Consider the following 18,412-nt stretch of genomic DNA (forward strand, 5'->3'; position numbering starts at 1 on the left):
GCGGCGGCCAGAAGGCCCTGGGGGCCCAGTGCGGGTGGCCGCACGTAGGCCGTCCACTTGCGCTGCCCGCCACGCAGCCCGACAGCGGCCTCATGACCGAACTGGAAGGCGATACGGCTGCGGCGTTGTCACAGAGCAATACCCCATCTGGTCAACCTCCCAAAAGAGGCACCCATCGCCTTCTACACAGCTGTACAGCCCGCCCTGGCCATCCGAGGACAACAGGTTGATGAGCATAACCAGCACCGACAGGGTGACCTTCGGTAGGCAGATGAACCCGTCCGAGGTATCCGACACGGCGTTCGCGCTGCTCGACGAGCAGGGAACGGTGGTGGCCTGGACGCAGACCGCCGAGCAGCTTGTCGGATATTCCGCCGGGGACGTGGTGGGCCGGTCCGCCGCACTCGTACTGCCATCCTTCGGTGAAGCGCCGACGACATCGGCGTTCGTCCACCAGTGCCATGCCCAAAATGGCTGGTCGGGGGCGACAGCGGTGCGCCACCGGGACGGCCGCGTGCTCGACGTCAGCCTGCGGATCTCCATGGTGTGGGGGCAGGGCGGAGCAGTGCGGTGGCTTGCGTCCGTGACCGACATCGGCGCGCTGTCCGGGGACGTGGTGAACGGATCGGTGCGGGGGGCGCTTCTTGCCCGCGCACCGGTCGGCGTCGTCGTCCGTGACCTGGAGCTGCGTTGCACCTGGGTGAACGACGTGATGGAGAGCTACGACGGCATTTCCCGTGAGCGGCGGCTCGGATGTCGAATCAACGATGCGTGGCCCGGTAGCGAGGCCGAAACGACCGAGGCGGTGATGCGACAGGTACTCCAGAGCGGTAGCACCAAGATCCACGAGTACCGCACGTGGCAGCCGGCGAGTCTGGGCCGGGAGCACCCGTTCGCGGTTTCGTTCTCCTGTCTCCAAGGCGCCGACGGCCAAACCCTGGGGGTGTGCACCATCAGCGTTGATGTCACCGAGAGCCGGCGGGCGCGCGAGCGCCTCGCCATCCTCAGCGAGGCCGGCACGCGACTTGGCAGCACCCTGGATGTGATGCAGACCGGTCAGGAACTGGCCGACCTTGCCGTCCCCCTGTTCGCCGACTTCGTCGCCGTGGACCTGGAGCAGTCCATCCTGCTCGGCGAGGGGGCCCCGGCCCGCATCGGCACGGCGGGCGAGCGCCTGCCCGTGTTCCGACGTGCCGGTCTGGCCTCGATCCGCCCAGGGGTCCCGAAATCCCCGTGGGTGCGCGGTGAGGCGATCCCCATGGGACCCGCCTCACCCGTCGTCGATGTCCTGCGCACCGGAAGGTCCCACCTGGAGCCGATCCTGGACACAGCTCCGGGCTCATGGCTCGACCAGGATCCGGCACGGGCGCAGAAGATCCGCGAGAACGGCATGCACTCCGTGATGATCGTCCCCATCCGCGTCCGGCGCGTCCTGCTGGGCCTGGCTGTGTTCATCCGCACCGAGGAACTGGTGCGGTTCCAGGAGGCCGATCTGCTCCTGGCCGAAGAGCTCGTCAGCCGCGCCGCGGTGTCGTTGGACAACGCTCGACAGTACTGCCGCGAGCACACCGCGGCCCTCGCGCTCCAACGCAATCTGCTCCCGCACCGTTTGAAGGGCGGGTCGGCGATCGAGGCGGCCTCTCGCTACCTGCCCGCCGACATCGACCGCGGCGTCGGAGGCGACTGGTTCGATGTGATTCCACTGTCCGGCGCCCGAGTGGCCCTCGTCGTCGGCGACGTGGTCGGACACGGCGTCAACGCCGCCGCGACCATGGGCAGGCTCCGCACCGCCGTCCACACGCTCGCCGACATGGAGCTGCCCCCCGACGAACTGCTCGCCCGCCTCGACGACACGGTCCAGCGACTGGCCGAACAAGATGCCGACGCCCCGGAGCAGGCCCCCACGGTGGTGGGCGCCACCTGCCTGTACGCCGTCTACGACCCGGTCACCCGGAAGTGCACCTTGGCGACGGCCGGACACCCCCCACCCGCGATCATCGACCCGCAAGGCCAGGTCACCTACCCCGACCTTCCCACCGGAGCCCCGCTCGGCATCGGCCTGGGAGTCCCCTTCGAGGCCATGGAACTGGAACTGCCCGAGGGAAGTCTCCTCGCCCTGTACACCGACGGCCTGATCGAGGCCCGCGACCACGACATCGAGGAGGGAATGCACCGCCTGGGCACCGCCCTCGCCCAACCGCATCGCTCCCTGGAAGACCTCTGCACCCGCGCGATGGAACCCTTCCAGGGTCAGGCGGCGAGCGACGACGTCACCCTGCTTCTCGTCCGCACCCGCTCGCTCAGCCCGACCCAGGTCGCCTCCTGGACGCTGCCCAGTGACCAGACCGCCGTCCGCCACGCCCGGCACCTGGCAGCCGGTCAGCTGGCCGAATGGGGACTGGAAGGGCTCGAGGACTCCACGAAGCTGACCGTCAGCGAACTGGTCACCAACGCCGTCCGCCACAGCACCGGCCCGATCCGTCTGCGCCTGATCCGGCACCAGGTCCTGACCGTCGAAGTGTCCGACACCGACTTCTGCGCCCCCCGTATGCGTAGCGCACGCACCATCGACGAAAACGGCCGCGGCCTCTCCCTGGTCGCCCAGCTGTCCCGCCGATGGGGCTCCCGCCCGGTAGCGGGCGGCAAGGTCGTCTGGGCCGAAGTAGAGCTTGCCTCCTCACACGCACGGGCATCCGGCACGCCGCCCGCACTCGAGGAGTAACCGGACCGCACCTCCGCCCCGGATTGCGAAGGCGGCCGGCGGGAGGCGCCGTGGTCCGGGTGCCATCTGTACGAGGCAGAAGTCGCACGGCCTGTCACAGATGCCGGCCGAGCCCTGTCCTCACTACGCAGCAAGTTGCGCGGGCCCGAAATCGACGAACACGGTCACCGCTGAACGAGCTCTCGGTACACCGACCCAGAAGGCGGTGGCCCACGCGACGGTCGTCCGTTCCGGGCAGGCCTACTGAGGTGCAGTCCAGTGTCGGAGAAGGACTCGGTTGACGGACCGCCGAGCAGGAAAGCTCGGCGGCGTTCGGGCCCGTGATGCTGGCGGACGTCAGCCGCCCTTCAATGTGATCAGCCCTTCGGAGACCATCCAGGCAACCATCCGCTCGGCGAGCGGCTCTGCCTCGTCGGCAGTCACTTCGACATCCACGATGGGCTCGAAGTAGTCACCCGTCGCTTCGCAGCCCTTCCTCGACCATGGGCTCCACCATGCCGCCCGCCTCGGACAACGGTCAGGCGAAGATCTCGATGAGGAGGAGGGTGGTGAAGACGGCACACGCCAGGCCGCATCCGGTCACCACCACGAGCCCCAGGCGCACTGGAGCCCAGTTGCCCCGGCCCGCGATGGTGGCTGTCCGCTGCGGGTCCGCAGGGTCGTACGTGACGGTGACCTGCGTTCCGGTGGTCATGGTCCAGGCGGCGAGATCCTTGAACTCCACCTCACGGCCGTCGGCCGCACGGAACACGAAAAAGTGGTCCTTGGTGTCGGAGTCCCGGTCCGGATACTCCACCCGGATGCAGGCGCCCGACGTGCGGACTCCCCGGCGGAGGGTCCGCATCACCGTCAGCAGACGGCGCAGGTACATCACCGTGAACGCACCGAACAGCGCGGCCATACAGCCGAAGAAGAGGTAGCCCCCTCCTGGAATCTCCACGTCCGTGAACCTCGATCGCCCGTCGCGAACCCGTGTCGGGACAATACGCGTCGACCCTTTCACTCGCGGAGGGGCCAGGCCCCTCTCATCCGGAGGGGCTCAGCTCTTATTGATCTTGATCATGATGGTTTTGCGCACCTTGTCGGCAAAGGTCTGCCTCTTGTCGTTCCAACAGTGGCTGCCTACGGCACCCGCGCCGGCATCGAAGGCACCGTCTCCCAACTCGTCGGGGTGACGCGGACACGGACCACGCCCTACCGCACGCTGCACATGACCCACCTCGGTCACGTCCTGACCGCCGTCGGACTCGACCTCCACCGCCGTGATGCCTGATGTCCCGAAACTCCCATCGGCATCACCCACGTCAGCCGCTTGGCTCGGACCGGAACCGGTCGCCTGAACACCGAATCCGCCGACGAAGTCCCGAAGAACCGGGGTTTTTCACCAGATCACGCTCAAACCCGGCTCCGCACCGCGCAGCGCGCCCGCACAACCGCCTGATCCACCGCCGGGGATCACGAGGTCGAGCGTGGTCTCGGTCATGGTGCGTTCTCCTTGCCTTCGTGTTCGCCCGTACTCACAGCAGGATCCGGAGCGGGTGTTCGAGCACGTCCACGAATGCCTTCATCCACTCGGCCGCGGTGGCGCCGTCCACCGACCGGTGGTCGACGGCGAGGGTCAGACGCAGAACGGACGCGACGACGACCGCACCGTCCTCGACGACTGCCTCCTGCCGCACCGCACCGACGGCCAGGATCGCGGCCTGTGGCGGATTGATGATCGCTGCGAAGTCCTCGGTGCCGTACATGCCGAGGTTTGTGATCGAGATCGTGCCGCCTTCCAGTTCCTCCTGCCGGAGCCGGCGCTCCTTCGCGCGGGCGATCAGGTCCTTCGTGGCCTTGGCAACGCCGCTCATCGACAGGGAGTCCACGCCGCGGATCACTGGGGTGACCAACCCGCCGTCGGTGGCGACGGCTACGGCGATGTCGACGTCCGAGAAGTGCCGGATCGAGGTGTCGTTCCACTGCACGTTCATCGCGGGAACGTCCACGTGCGCGGACGCGATCGCCTTGACCAGCAGGTCGTTGATCGACACCTTCACGCCCTGGCCGGCGTTGATCTGTTGCCGCAGCTGGAGCAATGCGTCGACGCGTGCTCCGGCGCGTAGATAGAAGTGCGGCGTGTTCTGCTTGCTCTCCGTCAGCCGGCGGGCGATGGCCCCCCGCATCCGCGTGTTGGGCACGTCCACGAATCGCGAATCGACCGCCGAAGTCCCGATTCTCGGGCTTTCCGCCGCGGCGTCCGCCGGCAACGTCTCCTCCGGCTGCGTCGACCTGACAACAGCTGCTTCGATGTCGGACCGCCGGATTCGTCCGCGCGGGCCGCTCCCCACCACAGCGCTCAGGTCGACTTCGAGCTCGCGCGCGAGACGTCGCGCCAGCGGGCTGGCGAAGACACGCTCGCTCCCGGCGCCCACAGCCTCGGTGGGCGCCGAAGTCACCGTGCCTGCCGGCGTCGCCGACTCCTCCGGTGCCGAGGCGGTGGAAGCCGTCACCGGCGCTTGTCCAGCACCCAGTGAAGCCACCAGAGCGTCCACCTCGGAGGCCGACTCGCCCGGTGCCCCCCAGACCGCGATCGGTGTACCCACCGCCACTGTCGTGCCCGCATCGACGAGGAGGCGCAGCAGTGCGCCGTCGCTCTCGGCCTCCACGTCGACCACGGCCTTCTCGGTCTCCACCGTGACGATCGTATCGCCGGCCGCATAAGGGGTGTTCACGCCGACGTTCCAGGATTCCAGGATCGCCTCTGCGGTGTTGGCAGCGACCTCGGGCATGCGCAGAATCTCAGCCATTGTTCCGCTCCTGCGCCATCTCGCGGAGCTTGGCGACGACTTCCTCCGTGGAAGCGAACGCGGCACGCTCCAGCACCTTGCTGATGCTCGGCGACGCCTCGCCGCCCGTCACACGCTCGATCGGTGCATCGAGCCAGTCGAACAGCCGACGATGGATCTCGTCCGCGAGCCAGCCGCCGTAGGAGGTGCCGATGGCGCCCTGTTCGGCAATGAGCACGTTGTTGGTCTTCTTCACCGATGCGGCGATCGTGTCCCAGTCCAGGCTGGCCCGGTCCAGCCAGCGCAGGTCGATGACCTCGGCGTCCACTCCCGTCTGTTCGACGGCGTCCAGAACGGCGGGCGTCATCGCCAGATAGGTGAGGATGGTCAGGGCCGCGCCCTCGCGGCGTACGGCGGCCTTGCCGACCGGAAGGTAGTGGTCGTAGTTCTCCGGCAGGCCGGGACCTGTCGAGTTGTACAAATCCACGTGCTCGAGAACCACGACCGGGTCATCACAGGCCAAGGCCGTGTTCATCAGGCCGACGTAGTCGAACGGCGTCGACGGAGCGACGATTCGCCAGCCCAGTGCCGTGGCGAAGATGCCGGCCGGGTCCATCGAGTGCTGCGATCCGTATCCGGTACCGGTGGCGACCTTGCTGCGCAGGACGAAGGGCACCTTGCCCTCACCTCCGAACATGTGGCGGGCCTTTCCGATCTGGTTGAACAGCTGGTCTGCCGCCACCCACATGAAATCGGCGTACATGAACTCGATGATCGGGCGGAACCGGCCGTCCAGAGCCAGTCCGCCGCCGAGGCCGGCGAACGCGTTCTCCGAAATCGGGGTTCCGATCACACGGTCGGGGAACGCCTCACTCAGGCCGCGAGTCGCGCCATTGGTGCCGCCGTTGAGCCGGTGCACGTCCTCCCCCATCACCACGACGCGAGGGTCGGTCTCCAGGCGGCGTCCCATCACGCCGGCGACGGCGCCGATGAACTTGACATCGGTCAAGCTGTCGACGAAGTTCTCGGCGTCGGTGAACTCGATCTCGGCCAGCTCCGACAGGTCGCCCCGGACGCCTTCGTCGACGAACGCCGGATCCGGCCACTCCGAGGGCACGATGCGTCGCTCACCCGGCTTGCCGCCCGGCCGCGGTTCCAGGAGGACGTCCCCGAGTTCGGCCATCAGATCCTTGGCACGCCTGATCGTCTCCGCAACCGCCTTCTTGCTGAGGATCCTGCGTCGCACCAGGTGTCCCACCATGGTGTCGATCGGGTCGCGAGCGCGCCACTGGGCCTCCTCTTCCTTGGTGCGATACCGGAACGACGAGCCGGGAAAGGGACCGTTCTGGTGGAAGTAGCGGTACACATCGGCTTCGATCATCGTCGGACCGTCGCCGCCGCGCATGTGCGCGAGGGCCTGCTGCGTCGCGAGGTACACGGCCAGCGGATCCATACCGTCGACCTTCCAGCTCCGGATGCCGAAGCCCGGGCCTCGGCCGGACAGCCGTGGCTCGGCGGTGACTTCGGACACGTGGGTGGAGACGGCGTACAGGTTGTTCTCGACGAAGAAGCACAACGGCAGCGACCACGCCGCCGCGAGATTGAGGCTCTCCAGCGTGGATCCGATGTTGATCGCGCCGTCGCCGAAGAACGTGAACGTCACCGCGTCGGTGCCGGCCTTCTTGTGGGCCCACGCGGATCCGGCCGCGAGGGGTACCCCGCCACCGACGATCGCGTTGGTCCCGATGGCGCCGGCCTCGTGCCACTGGAGGTGCATGCTGCCGCCTCGACCGTGGCTGAAGCCCCGGTCCAGTCCGCATATTTCGCGCAGGCTGCGCAGGAGCACGGCCCGCACATCCTCAGGGAACGGCTTCGTCGGGTCGATGCCTTTCGGATACAGATGAGCGAGCACCTTGGCGAGGAACTGGTGGTGGCCACGGTGCGACCCGTTCACGGTGTCCTCCGACGTCAGGGCGAAGCACGCACCGACCGCGCCGCCTTCCTGACCGATGCTGGAGTGCGCGGGGCCGTGGATGAGCCCGTCCGCGGCAAGCTCCAGGACGTACTCCTCGAAGGTCCGGATCAGCACCAGCTGGCTGAACATGCCCGTCAGGAGGTCCGGAGCCGCGGCGTCCCAGTCGTCCTGGGTGACGACGAACTCCGACCACGCGGCCTTCGCTTCGAGTGTGTGTTCCACAGGCATCGGGAGCCCCCTTCAATCGACCGGAGTGCACCGACCCTGCCACACAGTTGGATCCAATTTCAAGACCATGTTCGACCTATGGCGCCATACTCGGCAACATGGTAGACACTTTTGGATCCAAAGGAGGAAGACCATGTCTCTACCCGGCCTCATGCGCCTGGATCACATCGGATTCACGGTGCCGGACCTGGACCAGGCGCACACGTGGCTCGTGGACGTCCTGGGTTGCGAGTACCTCTACTCGCTCGGCCCGCTCAGCTCGGCAGGCGACTGGATGTCGGAGCATCTGAACGTGGACGCCCGCACGGTCATGCGCCAGCTGCGCTTCTACCGGTGCGGCGAGCAGGCCGTGTTCGAGGTCTTCGAGTACCAAGCGGATCGGCAGCAGACGGCTGTCCCGCGCAACAGTGACGTCGGCGGCCACCATGTCGCGCTGTACGTCGAGGACCTGGACGCCGCCGTGTCGTTCCTGAGGGCGAGGGACGTTCCCGTGCTGGGCGACCCGACCACCAGCGCCGGACCGTCGGAGGGACAGCGGTGGGTCTACTTCCTCTCACCATGGGGAATGCAGTTCGAGCTGGTGTCCTATCCTGACGGCAAGGCCTTCGACCGCGACCCGTCAAAGTTCAGAGGTGACCGCTCTTGACTCCTTCGCACGCTCGCGATCCGCGCGGGTCGGACAGTGTCAGGAGTCAGCACATCGCCGGCATCCTCCGCGACGAGATCCTCGCCGGCGACCTGACGCCCGGCACGTGGTTGCGCCAGGACGAACTCGCGGCGCGCCTCGGCACCAGCCGGATCCCGGTCCGCGAAGCGCTGCGGATCCTGGAGTCCGACGGCCTCACCGAGTCGTTCCCCAACCGAGGGTCGCGGGTTCCCGTGCTCAGCCTCGAGGACGTGAACACGTACTACCGGATGCGCGAGCGACTCGAGCCGCTGACGCTGACCGAGAGTCTCCCCCATCTCACCGATCGCCATCTCGCCCATCTGGAGCACATCCAGGACGAGATCGAGAACCAGAACGACGTCAATCGGTTCCTTCTTCTGGACCGCGACTTCCACATGACGACCTACGCGGGTTGCAGCAGCGACCACCTGCTGGCCATCACCGAGCGGCTCTGGAACTCGACCCAACACTATCGCCGTGCGTACATGGTGCTCGCGGACCCTGACCGGGCCACGATCGTCAACGCCGAACACCGACTGATCCTCGACGCCGTGCGGCGCCGTGATCCCGAAGACGGTGAGCGGTACCTCACGGGGCACATCCGGCGCACCCGGGTCGAACTCACGGCTCACCCCGAACTCTTCGTCGAGAATCGATGACGCGAGCGGGAACCCTGAAACCTCTTGGGCAAACGGGCGCCCCGCAGCAAGTGATTTTCAGCGATGGGCCCCATCGGGGCACGGCTGCCCAGCGACGAACCGGTTCGTGTGAAGCACCGATCCGGAGGTGAGGCGCACCGTCTCGCGGACGGCAATGTGCGAGCAACCGCGCCGATACGGGGTGCTACGCGGTGGACGGGTGCTCATCGTGCACACCGGTCGTGTCGACCGGGCGTCACGATCGCCGGCGGCCAGCCGCCTGCCCCAAGTCCCTTCCCCCGGCGAGAGCCGGCTGGTCTCCCGGCACGCAGCTCACCAACCGCGCTGCCGCCGAAGCGGGCTTGAACCGCAGTGGCGTCGAGGCGAGTTGGGGCATCTTCCTGGGCATCCTGGCGAACAAGGCTGAAAGCGCCGGCCGCCGCGTGACGTAGGTGGATTCCCGCAACACCTCCCGCACCTGCCCCGAATGAGGGCACGTGGGCGAGGAGCACCGCGTCACCCGAGCGAAGTTCGAGTGCACCGCGTGCGGCTTCCTCGCGAACGCGGACCACGTCGGCGCACTCAACGTCCTCAACAGGGCCTGGCCGGCCCTCTGCGCGGCGGCCCAGCCACCGACGCGGGAAGACAGCGCGCGTACGCGTGGGAGGAGTCACGCGCACTCGACGCGCGCAGCCGGCTCTGCGACCGCATCGCGAACTGTTCTCAGATGGACACCCACGCTCGAAATGTATCCAACTCAATGTGATCGAGAGGCGCCCACGCCATATTCCTACTGGTGCACCATCACTGCGGAGCCTACACTGGATCCAATCAGCATTCATTGGATGCCCAGGCCACGAGGAGAGCGCCGTGCCCATCGCTACCGTCAACCCCGCTACCGGTGAGCTCGTCGAAGAGTTCGCTTCATTCACGAAGGAACAGGTCGACCAGCGACTGACGCGCGCAGAGGCCGCGGCCGCGGTGCTCCAGGGAACCGACTTCGACACTCGCGCCCGGTGGATGCGGGCGGCCGCGGACCTGGTCGAGGCCGAGGCAGCCCAGACGGCGCGAAGGCTCACGATCGAGATGGGCAAGCCGATCGCGCAGGCCCGCGGAGAGGTCCTCAAGTGCGCGAAAGCGATGCGGTTCTACGCCGACAACGCCGAAAGTCTGCTGGCCGACCAGCCACTGGCCGACCCGAGCACGGTCGGAGCTTCGGCTGCCTACACCTCCTACCAGCCTCTCGGCGTCGTTCTTGCCGTGATGCCGTGGAACTATCCCATGTGGCAGGTGATCCGCTTCGCTGCGCCTGCGCTGATGGCCGGCAACGTCGGCCTGCTCAAGCATGCCTCGAACGTGCCGCAGTCCGCGATGTACCTCGACACGCTCTTCGAACGAGCGGGCTTCCCCGTCGGGTCGTTCCAGTCGCTCCTCATCGGAGCAGCCGATGTCGAAGCAGTCGTCCGCGACCGACGCGTCGCCGCCGTGACACTGACCGGTTCCGAGCCGGCCGGGCGGTCGATCGCAGCTGTCGCGGGCTCAGAGGTGAAGAAGGCCGTGTTGGAGCTAGGTGGGTCTGACCCGTTCATTGTGCTGCCTTCCGCCGATGTTCGCGCGGCCGCCCGAACCGCCGTGACCGCTCGCACGATGAACAACGGCCAGTCCTGCATCGCGGCCAAGCGGTTCATTGTCCACACGGAGGTGTACGAGGAGTTCGTCGAGGCCTTTGTCGCGGGCACAAAGGCGCTGACCATCGGCGACCCGCTCGACGAGGAAACCGAGATCGGGCCGATCGCCACGGAGTCCGGTCGGCGCGAGCTCACCGAACTGGTCGACGACGCCGTCGCGAAGGGTGCCGTCCTGCGGTGCGGTGGGTCGGCGGTCGGTACCGAGGGGTGGTTCTTCGAGCCTGCCGTGCTGGAGGAGGTCACCACCGAGATGCGGGTGTACCAGGAGGAGGCTTTCGGTCCACTGGCCGTGGTTCACCGGGTCGACGGCATCGAGCAGGCCGCGGCGCTCGCCAACGACACGACCTTCGGCCTCAGCTCGTCGGTGTGGACCATCGACCCGGACGAGGAGCGGTTCCTGATCACCCGCCTCGAGGCCGGTGCCGTGTTCGTCAACGGCATGAGCGTCTCCTACCCCGAGTTGCCTTTCGGCGGTGTGAAGGACTCCGGTATCGGCCGCGAGCTCGCCGCGGAAGGCATCCGGGAGTTCTGCAACCTCAAGACGATCTGGAAGAGCTGATCTGCTGGGAACCGTCGGCTTCCTCGGACTGGGCGCGACGGGGCTCTGTCATCGCCCGACGGCTCCTCGCGCACGGTCACGACGTCGTGGCCCGGAACCTTCCCCCGCGCCCGAAGAGGACACGCTCAGACGTGGCGGAGCACAGCAGCAGCCTCACAGATCACCTGAGCCGGACAGGCCCGAGAACGACTGCTGAGACCGACGCCGACCTTGGATCGTCCCGAACGTCAGAGACGGTCACCAAAGTCTGCGTTGAGGTCTGCGGTCGGGTTGCTGCGGAGACCCGCCCCTCGCCCCGCCGGTACGGGGCGAGGGGCGGAGCGTCACACCGGGCCGCTCGTGTGACGCTCCGCCGGTGCGCGGTCAGCCGGTGGTCTCAGGCGAGATGTTCTTGTTGAAGCGGAGCAAGTTGTGAGGGTCCCAGGCGGCCTTGATCGAACGCAGCCGCTGGTGCTTGGCCTCGCTGCCGTGCACTCCGCGCCGCCACTCTTCGCCCAGGTCGTCGGTGAGGTTGGCGTAGCCGTTCGTCAGTGCGTGCGGCCGCATCGCCTCGGTGAGGGTCGTCGCCCACTCGTCGTACTGCGCGTCGGACTCGGGTGCGTCCCACTTGCAGATGGCTTCCCACAGCCAGGCGGCTCCGGCACGGGAGAAGGCCATGGCGTCCTCGGCGACGTCCTCGGAGATCGCGCCGCCCATGAACGAGATGTTGATCGAGTAGATGTCGCCGGGGTTCGCCGGCACGGTGGCAACGTGCTCCAGCAGCACGTCGATGGCGTCGCCGGACAGTGTCGGCAGGTACCCACCACGCAGGTTCATGCGCATGCCGTACGGGGCGACGGCGTCGAGCATGCTGTTCGCCCGGACCCACATGGTCTTCGTGACCAGGTTGGCCAGCGGTTGGCCGAGCGCGGCGAGCGGCTGGACGACCTCATCGGCCGTGGCGGGCTCCCCGGTGTAGACCACGACAAGAATCAGCGCCGGCTTCCCGTGCACCTCCTCGGGCAGCATCGGCAGAGGGGGAGCAGGAGCGATCGCGACCAGCAGGCCCAGCTCCCGCGGGGCTGTCGCCAGGTGCGCCGAAAGCTTGCCGAGGACATCGGCGGCCTGGTCGAGCGGGAAGATCAGCTGTCCTGCAACGACGTCGGGGCCGACCGGGTGCGCGCGGTACTCGAGGGAAGTGACGACCCCGAAGTTGCCGCCCCCGCCGCGCAGCGCCCAGAACAGCTCGGGGTTCTCGGTCTCGTCGGCGCGGACCTTGCGGCCGTCGACGGTGACCATGTCGCAGGCCAGCAGATTGTCGACGGTGGCGCCGTGGCGTCGCATGAGGAAGCCGATGCCGCCGCCCAGGGTCAGCCCGGCAACGCCGGTGCTGCTGACCGTCCCGGCGGGTACGGCCAGGCCGTGCTGCTGTGCGGCGGCATCCATCTCGCCGAGCTTGACGCCCGGTTGGGCCCGCACCACCCGGGTCTCCGGGTCGACCGTGACCGCCCGCATCCCCGAGAGATCGATGACCAGTGCCCCACCGGGCATCGCATAGCCGTCCGAGCCATGTCCACCACCGCGCACGGCCACCGGGATGGCGTGAGCCGAGGCATGGCGCAGCACGGTCGCGACGTCCTCCTCGTCGGCGCATTGCGCAATCAGCGCGGGGCCCTCGTCGGCGGCACGGCCCTGATACAGCGCACGCGCCGCGTCGTACTGTTCGTCGCCGGGCCGCAGCACCGCGCCGCGGAAGTCGGTGGGGAAGTCGGGGTGGGTGCGGGGTTCTGTCGACGCGCTCATGGGGGACCTTCTGTGTCAGGGACGCACTAGGCGAACGGGAAATTCGGGGACAGTTGCCCGTGCCTTCGGCAAGACTCGTGTCAGAGGACTCGGAGGATGTCTTCGACACGGTCCTTGGCGTCGCCGAAGAGCATGGCGGAGTTCTCGCGATAGAAGAGCGGGTTCTGGACGCCGGCGTACCCGGAGGCCATGGAGCGTTTGAAGACGATGACGCTCTCGGCGTTCCAGACCTGGAGGACGGGCATGCCGGCGATGGGTGAGCCTGGGTCCTCGGTGGCGGCGGGGTTGACGGTGTCGTTGGCGCCGATGACGAGAACGACGGCGGTGTGGTTGAAGTCGTCGTTGATCTCGTCCATCTCCAGCACGATGTCGTACGGGACCTTGGCCTCGGCGAGCAGGACGTTCATGTGGCCCGGCAGCCGGCCCGCGACCGGGTGGATGCCGAAGCACACCTTCACGCCGCGGTCTCTGAGTTTGCGGGTCAGCTCGGCGACGCCGTACTGGGCCTGGGCCACGGCCATGCCGTAACCGGGGGTGATGATCACCGAGTCGGCCGACCCGAGGAGTTCGGCGACGCCCTCGGCGGTGATCTCGCGGTGCTCGCCGTAGTCCTTGTCCTCGGCCGGGCCGGCCTCGATGCCGAACCCGCCGGCTATCACGGAGATGAAGGACCGGTTCATCGCCTTGCACATGACGGAGGACAGGTAGGCACCAGAGGAGCCGACCAGGGCGCCGGTGATGATCAGCAGGTCGTTCTCCAGCAGGAACCCCGACGCCGCGGCCGCCCAGCCGGAGTAGGAGTTCAGCATCGAGACCACGACCGGCATGTCACCGCCGCCGATCGAGGCGACCAGGTGCCAACCCAGGGCCAGCGCGACGAGCGTGACCGCGACCAGCAGCCACAGCGCCGGAGCGATCACGAACCACGTGGTCAGCACCGCGAACGCGGCCAGGGCACCGAGGTTGAGGTAGTTCTTGCCGGGCAGCATCAGCGGGGACGACTTGATCCGTGCCGAGAGCTTGAGGAAGGCCACGATCGAGCCGGTGAAGGTGACCGCGCCGATGAAGACGCCGATGAACACCTCGGCGGAATGGATCCCGAGCAGCTCCTGAGCCTCCAGCACCTTGGCCTCGGCACTGCTGGTGCCGTCCAGGGTGGCCTCGACGTGCAGGTAGCCGTTCCAGCCCACCAGCACCGCGGCCAGCCCCACGAAGGAGTGCAGCAAGGCGATGAGCTCGGGCATCCCGGTCATCTCCACGACCCGTGCCCGCCACAGGCCGATCGCGGCACCGACGGCCACGGCGCCGATCATCAGCGCCAGACCGACTCCGGACATGTCCCGGTCGATCGCCAGCGCGATCGTCGCGGCCAGGGCCACCGCCATACCGGCGACGCCGAAGGTCTTGCCGGCCTTGGCGGACTCGTGATGGGACAGTCCGGCCAGCGCCAGGATGAAGAGCAGGGCCGCGACGATGTACGCCGCCGCCGTGGCGGTCTCGACAGTCATCAGATCAGACATGGCTGGGGCCCCTTCAGCTTCTCGAGAACATGGAGAGCATCCGGCGGGTCACCGCGAAGCCACCGAAGATGTTGACCGAGGCAAGCAGGATCGCGGTTGCCGACAGCACCGTGACCACCACGCCGTTCGGGGTCTCACCGTGCCCGATCTGCATGAGGGCGCCGACGACGATGATTCCCGAGATCGCGTTGGTCACGCTCATCAAAGGCGTGTGCAGGGCGTGGTGCACGTGCCCGATCACGTAGTAGCCGATCACGATCGCCAGGGCAAACACCGTCAGGTGTCCCAGCAGCGCCGGCGGTGACATGGCCGCGAGCAGGAACAGCACCGCGGCGCCGACCCCGACCAGGGCGAACCGCCGCCGGATCGACATCGGCGGCTTGTCCTGGGAGCCGGCCGGCTTCACCGCGGGGGACGCGGAGGCGGCAGCGGCTGCCGGAGTGGCGGACACCTGGACCGGCGGCGGCGGCCACGTCGACTCGCCGTCGCGGACCACGGTCATCGACCGCTGCACCACGTCGTCGAAGTCCAGCACCAAGTGGCCGTCCTTGCCCGGCGTCATCAGCTTCATCAGGTTCACCAGGTTCGTCCCGTACAGCTGGGACGCCTGCGCGGGCAACCGGCCGGGCAGGTCGGTGTAGCCGATGATCGTCACACCGTTGGCGGTGACCACCGCCTCGTCCTTGACGGTGCCTTCGACGTTGCCGCCGTTCGCGGCGGCCAGGTCCACGATCACGCTGCCCGACCTCATCGACGCCACCATCTCCGCGGTGATCAGCGTCGGCGCCGGCCGGCCCGGGATCAGGGCCGTCGTGATCACGATGTCCATCTCCGGGATCCGGTCCGCGTACAGCTGGGCGGCGCGGGTGTTGTAGTCGTCCGACATCTCCTTGGCGTAACCCGTCGCCGACACCTCCACCTCGCCGGCGTCCGCGATCTCGACCGAGAGGTACTCGCCGCCCAGCGACTTGACCTGGTCGGCGACCTCCGGCCGCGGGTCGGTGGCGTACACGATGGCCCCCAGGCTCCCCGCCGCGCCGATCGCGGCCAGACCCGCCACCCCCGCACCGACGACCAGCACCCTGGCCGGCGGCACCTTGCCCGCAGCCGTCACCTGACCGGTGAAGAACCGGCCGTAGACATGAGCAGCCTCCACCACCGCCCGGTAGCCGGCGATGTTCGCCATCGACGACAGCACGTCCAGCGACTGCGCCCGCGAGATACGCGGCACCGCGTCCATCGCCAACGCCGTGATCGGCCGCGCCGCAAGGTCCTGAACGAGTGCGGGGTTGAACGCCGGGCCCATGATGCCCACGACCGTCGCACCCGGTTTCAACCCGTCCAACTGCTCCGGCGACAGGGCGTTCACCCCGAGCACCACCTCCGCCGCGAGCGGGTCACCGAGACTCGCACCGGCCCCGAGATACGCCTCGTCCGGGAAGCTCGACAACACACCCGCACCCGGCTCCACCACGACGTCGTACCCGAGCTTCACCAACTGGACGACCGTGGCAGGAGTCGCGGCAACGCGCGTCTCGCCACGGCGGGCTTCGCTCACGATTCCGATCAGCATTCCCAACACTCCAGGGTGTCGATGTTGCAGAGCACTCGGCGGATTCCTCACGTACGCAAACCAGGAGCGCCGTCCAAGGCGAGTGCGGACCTTGGACGGCGCCTGCCTGGGGCCTGCGATCAGGCGACGGGCTTCGACAGCCCGCCGTCGACACGCAGTACCTGACCGGTCACGTAGGAGGCGTCGTCGGACGCCAGGAACGCCGCCGCAGCGCCGATTTCGGCAGGCTCGGCCCAGCGGTCGAGGCGAATGCCAAGCCCCTTGGCCATGCCGGCCCGAACCTCCTCGGCGCTCTTGCCCTGCTGCTGGCCCATGGCCTCGGTCCTGGTGAGCCAGCCCTCGGTCTTCGTCATTCCGGGGGAGATCGCGTTGACTCGGATGTTGCTGGGCGCCGCCTCGGTCGCCAGGTAGCTCGTGAGCGCGACCACGCCCGCATTCACGATGGCCGTAGCAGCGGTATTCGGAATCACCGCGTGTGCAGTCGCGCCGACAACATTGACGATGTTGCCGCTGCCGGTCCGGCTCAAGAACGGGAGAGCGGCCTGCGAGACGCGAATGAAGCCGATCAGCTTCGTGTCGAAGGCCGACGCGACGATCTTCTCGTCGACCTTGTCCAGGGGGGACGGCGCGAGCTGCGGCCCTGCGTTGTTCACGAGGATGTCAAGGCTGCCGTGCCACGCGTGCACCTCTGCCAGCGCGCTGTTGACGGACTCCGCGTCGGTGACGTCCGCGACGACGGGGAGCACGTCCGCCGCGCCGGCACCAGCGGTGAGACGACCGGCCGCAGCCTTGACGGCCGCTTCGTCCCTGGCTGCGATCGCCACCTTGGCGCCACGCTCGAGCAGCGCCTGTGCGATGGCGAAGCCCAGGCCTCGACTACCACCGGTCACGAAAGCCGTCCGGCCCTCCAAGTTCAAACCTGCAGCCATTGTTCGGCTCCTCACAGCTAGCGGTTTATTCCTTCTGCGAAGAGAAGATCTGAAGCGCTGCGGCCACTGCAAGCGCGGTTAACACAGGGTTCACACGCGGACGGTCGGGCCCCCTCCCACCTTCCTGACGGCTAACGGTGCGAGGCGCACAATGGCCCGCGCTCGGCCCGCTCCGAGGGTGAAGGAGGGAAGGGCGATGGAGGTCCTCAGCCTCGAGGTGCCCGACAGGAAACGGGGCGCCGGTAGTCGCCGCACCGGTGGAGCGCGGGCGCGCGCCAAGGTCGCGATCGGGACCTTCGACGGCGTTCACCTCGGTCACCGTCAGGTCCTCTACGAGTGCGACACAGTGCTCACATTCGACCCTCACCCGATGCAGGTGCTCGAGCCACGCCATGTACCGAGCCTGCTGAGCGATCGCCGACGGAAGCTCCAGAAGCTTGGCACCTTGGGGATCCGGCGCGTGGCGATCGTCCCGTTCGACCGAGCCTGGTCGCGAGTTTCTGCCGAGGACTTCGTCGAACGTGTCGTTGTCGACCGGCTCGGTGCGCAGTTCGTCAGTGTCGGCCAGGGCTTTCGATTCGGCGCCCGAGGCGCCGGGACGACAACCACTTTCGAACAGTATCCCGAGCTGAGCACCCGAGTCGTCCCGCTCGTCACGCGGGGCCCGGCCGGTGAGCCGATCTCATCGACGCGCATCCGCCGGCTGATCTTCGACGGCGACATCGAAGGGGCCGCTGACCTGCTGGGAGCGTCCCTCACCCTTCCGGCAGTCGTCGGCGATGAGGGCCAGTTGCTGATCTCGTCCGAGTTCGCGCGCCCCGCACCCGGGTTCTATCTCGGATACGTCGACAGTCACCCTTGCGCCCTTCGAGTGCGTCAGGACCGCACGGTCGAAGTCATGAGCCCAGCGCGGACAGGCACCCATGTCGAGGTGACGTTCGTGAAGCGAGCCTCGTAGGCCTGGCCGACGGCCCACTTCCCCTCAGGCGTTCGGGTCCGCGGATCCCACAGGCGCGCCGGACATGTGCCGTTGATGGCCCTTCCCATCGGGACAACCGTCGAGCTCCAGTTGGAGGCTCGCAGCCAAAGGCGGAGACGGAAGGCGGTCGACCCTGGCATCGCGGGCCACTCCCAGTTGAGTCTCCACTCAGCCGTCCTCGGCCTCGAAGGGGCCGAGGACGTCGAACTCCTTGGCTCCCGGAATGTCGACGAAGAACCGGGTCGCGGGGTCAGAATCAGGCACGGTGATCTCTGGATGGTCACCACCACGCAGACCCGGCAGTCCACCCGCATCCGTGTCGCACCCTCGCGTCTTGTTTAGTATTGCTGTACACCGCGGGAGCGACGTCCGACGCAGGTC

General features: G+C 67.8%; 13 protein-coding genes. 6 read left to right on the forward strand and 7 right to left on the reverse strand.

The features are described from left to right. Positions 1-229 precede the first annotated feature (229 nt). Positions 230-2,722 (forward strand): SpoIIE family protein phosphatase, encoded by a 2,493-nt coding sequence (locus ABT078_RS25430; RefSeq protein WP_351231460.1) that lies wholly within the window; start codon positions 230-232, stop codon positions 2,720-2,722. A 517-nt stretch (positions 2,723-3,239) separates the two neighbouring features. On the opposite strand, the gene ABT078_RS25435 is transcribed toward ABT078_RS25430, so the two are convergent. Further along, positions 3,240-3,662: a DUF3592 domain-containing protein gene (locus tag ABT078_RS25435; protein ID WP_351231462.1), complete on the reverse strand. Its 423-nt coding sequence runs from the start codon at positions 3,660-3,662 to the stop codon at positions 3,240-3,242. Positions 3,663-3,836: 174 nt separating this feature from the next. Here ABT078_RS25435 and ABT078_RS25440 point away from each other — a divergent pair, with 174 nt between their 5' ends. Beyond that, positions 3,837-3,995, forward strand: coding sequence for a hypothetical protein (locus ABT078_RS25440; protein WP_351231464.1), 159 nt, complete (start codon positions 3,837-3,839; stop codon positions 3,993-3,995). 244 nt (positions 3,996-4,239) lie between these two features. Here ABT078_RS25440 and ABT078_RS25445 read toward each other — a convergent pair whose 3' ends face one another. Further along, positions 4,240-5,514 (reverse strand): dihydrolipoamide acetyltransferase family protein, encoded by a 1,275-nt coding sequence (locus tag ABT078_RS25445; protein WP_351231466.1) that lies wholly within the window; start codon positions 5,512-5,514, stop codon positions 4,240-4,242. After that, complete coding sequence (locus ABT078_RS25450; protein WP_351231468.1) at positions 5,507-7,696, reverse strand: alpha-ketoacid dehydrogenase subunit alpha/beta; 2,190 nt, start codon at positions 7,694-7,696, stop codon at positions 5,507-5,509. Before ABT078_RS25450 ends, ABT078_RS25445 begins: the two co-directional genes overlap by 8 nt. 133 nt (positions 7,697-7,829) lie before the next feature. Here ABT078_RS25450 and ABT078_RS25455 point away from each other — a divergent pair, with 133 nt between their 5' ends. From ABT078_RS25455 to ABT078_RS25470, 3 genes are all read left to right on the forward strand, one after another. Then, a complete protein-coding gene (locus tag ABT078_RS25455; RefSeq protein ID WP_351231470.1) occupies positions 7,830-8,342 on the forward strand; it encodes a VOC family protein in 513 nt (170 codons plus the stop codon). Next, the gene (locus ABT078_RS25460) at positions 8,339-9,022 is read left to right on the forward strand and encodes a GntR family transcriptional regulator (RefSeq protein ID WP_351231472.1); all 684 of its coding nucleotides are present in this window, start codon (positions 8,339-8,341) and stop codon (positions 9,020-9,022) included. The genes ABT078_RS25455 and ABT078_RS25460 overlap by 4 nt, the downstream gene beginning before the upstream one ends. Before the next feature lie 849 nt (positions 9,023-9,871). Next, complete coding sequence (locus ABT078_RS25470; protein WP_351231475.1) at positions 9,872-11,248, forward strand: NADP-dependent succinic semialdehyde dehydrogenase; 1,377 nt, start codon at positions 9,872-9,874, stop codon at positions 11,246-11,248. A gap of 363 nt (positions 11,249-11,611) precedes the next feature. On the opposite strand, the gene ABT078_RS25475 is transcribed toward ABT078_RS25470, so the two are convergent. The 4 genes from ABT078_RS25475 to ABT078_RS25490 form a co-directional block, all read right to left on the reverse strand. Then, positions 11,612-13,030: an FAD-binding oxidoreductase gene (locus tag ABT078_RS25475; protein WP_351231476.1), complete on the reverse strand. Its 1,419-nt coding sequence runs from the start codon at positions 13,028-13,030 to the stop codon at positions 11,612-11,614. 80 nt (positions 13,031-13,110) lie between these two features. Then, the gene (pntB, locus tag ABT078_RS25480; RefSeq protein ID WP_351231536.1) at positions 13,111-14,538 is read right to left on the reverse strand and encodes a Re/Si-specific NAD(P)(+) transhydrogenase subunit beta; all 1,428 of its coding nucleotides are present in this window, start codon (positions 14,536-14,538) and stop codon (positions 13,111-13,113) included. A gap of 25 nt (positions 14,539-14,563) precedes the next feature. Then, positions 14,564-16,123 carry a Re/Si-specific NAD(P)(+) transhydrogenase subunit alpha gene (locus ABT078_RS25485; protein WP_351231478.1) on the reverse strand — a complete coding sequence of 520 codons (1,560 nt, stop codon included), beginning with the start codon at positions 16,121-16,123 and terminating at the stop codon, positions 14,564-14,566. Positions 16,124-16,242: 119 nt separating this feature from the next. After that, positions 16,243-17,034, reverse strand: a complete 792-nt coding sequence (locus ABT078_RS25490; RefSeq protein WP_351231480.1) for an SDR family NAD(P)-dependent oxidoreductase — start codon at positions 17,032-17,034, stop codon at positions 16,243-16,245. A 214-nt stretch (positions 17,035-17,248) separates the two neighbouring features. On the opposite strand from ABT078_RS25490, the gene ABT078_RS25495 reads away from it, so the two are divergent. Beyond that, positions 17,249-18,010, forward strand: a complete 762-nt coding sequence (locus ABT078_RS25495) for an FAD synthetase family protein (RefSeq protein ID WP_351231482.1) — start codon at positions 17,249-17,251, stop codon at positions 18,008-18,010. Positions 18,011-18,412: the final 402 nt, after the last annotated feature.

Source organism: Streptomyces sp. NPDC002133 (genome assembly GCF_040296405.1).
Classification (GTDB): domain Bacteria; phylum Actinomycetota; class Actinomycetes; order Streptomycetales; family Streptomycetaceae; genus Streptomyces.

Coding starts and splice junctions, on each gene's coding strand:
- ABT078_RS25430 (WP_351231460.1), top strand. CDS start 230: ATGAGCATAACCAGCACCGACAGGGTGACCTTCGGTAGGCAGATGAAC.
- ABT078_RS25445 (WP_351231466.1), bottom strand. CDS start 5,514: ATGGCTGAGATTCTGCGCATGCCCGAGGTCGCTGCCAACACCGCAGAG.
- ABT078_RS25450 (WP_351231468.1), bottom strand. CDS start 7,696: ATGCCTGTGGAACACACACTCGAAGCGAAGGCCGCGTGGTCGGAGTTC.
- ABT078_RS25455 (WP_351231470.1), top strand. CDS start 7,830: ATGTCTCTACCCGGCCTCATGCGCCTGGATCACATCGGATTCACGGTG.
- ABT078_RS25475 (WP_351231476.1), bottom strand. CDS start 13,030: ATGAGCGCGTCGACAGAACCCCGCACCCACCCCGACTTCCCCACCGAC.
- pntB (WP_351231536.1), bottom strand. CDS start 14,538: ATGACTGTCGAGACCGCCACGGCGGCGGCGTACATCGTCGCGGCCCTG.
- ABT078_RS25485 (WP_351231478.1), bottom strand. CDS start 16,123: ATGCTGATCGGAATCGTGAGCGAAGCCCGCCGTGGCGAGACGCGCGTT.
- ABT078_RS25495 (WP_351231482.1), top strand. CDS start 17,249: ATGGAGGTCCTCAGCCTCGAGGTGCCCGACAGGAAACGGGGCGCCGGT.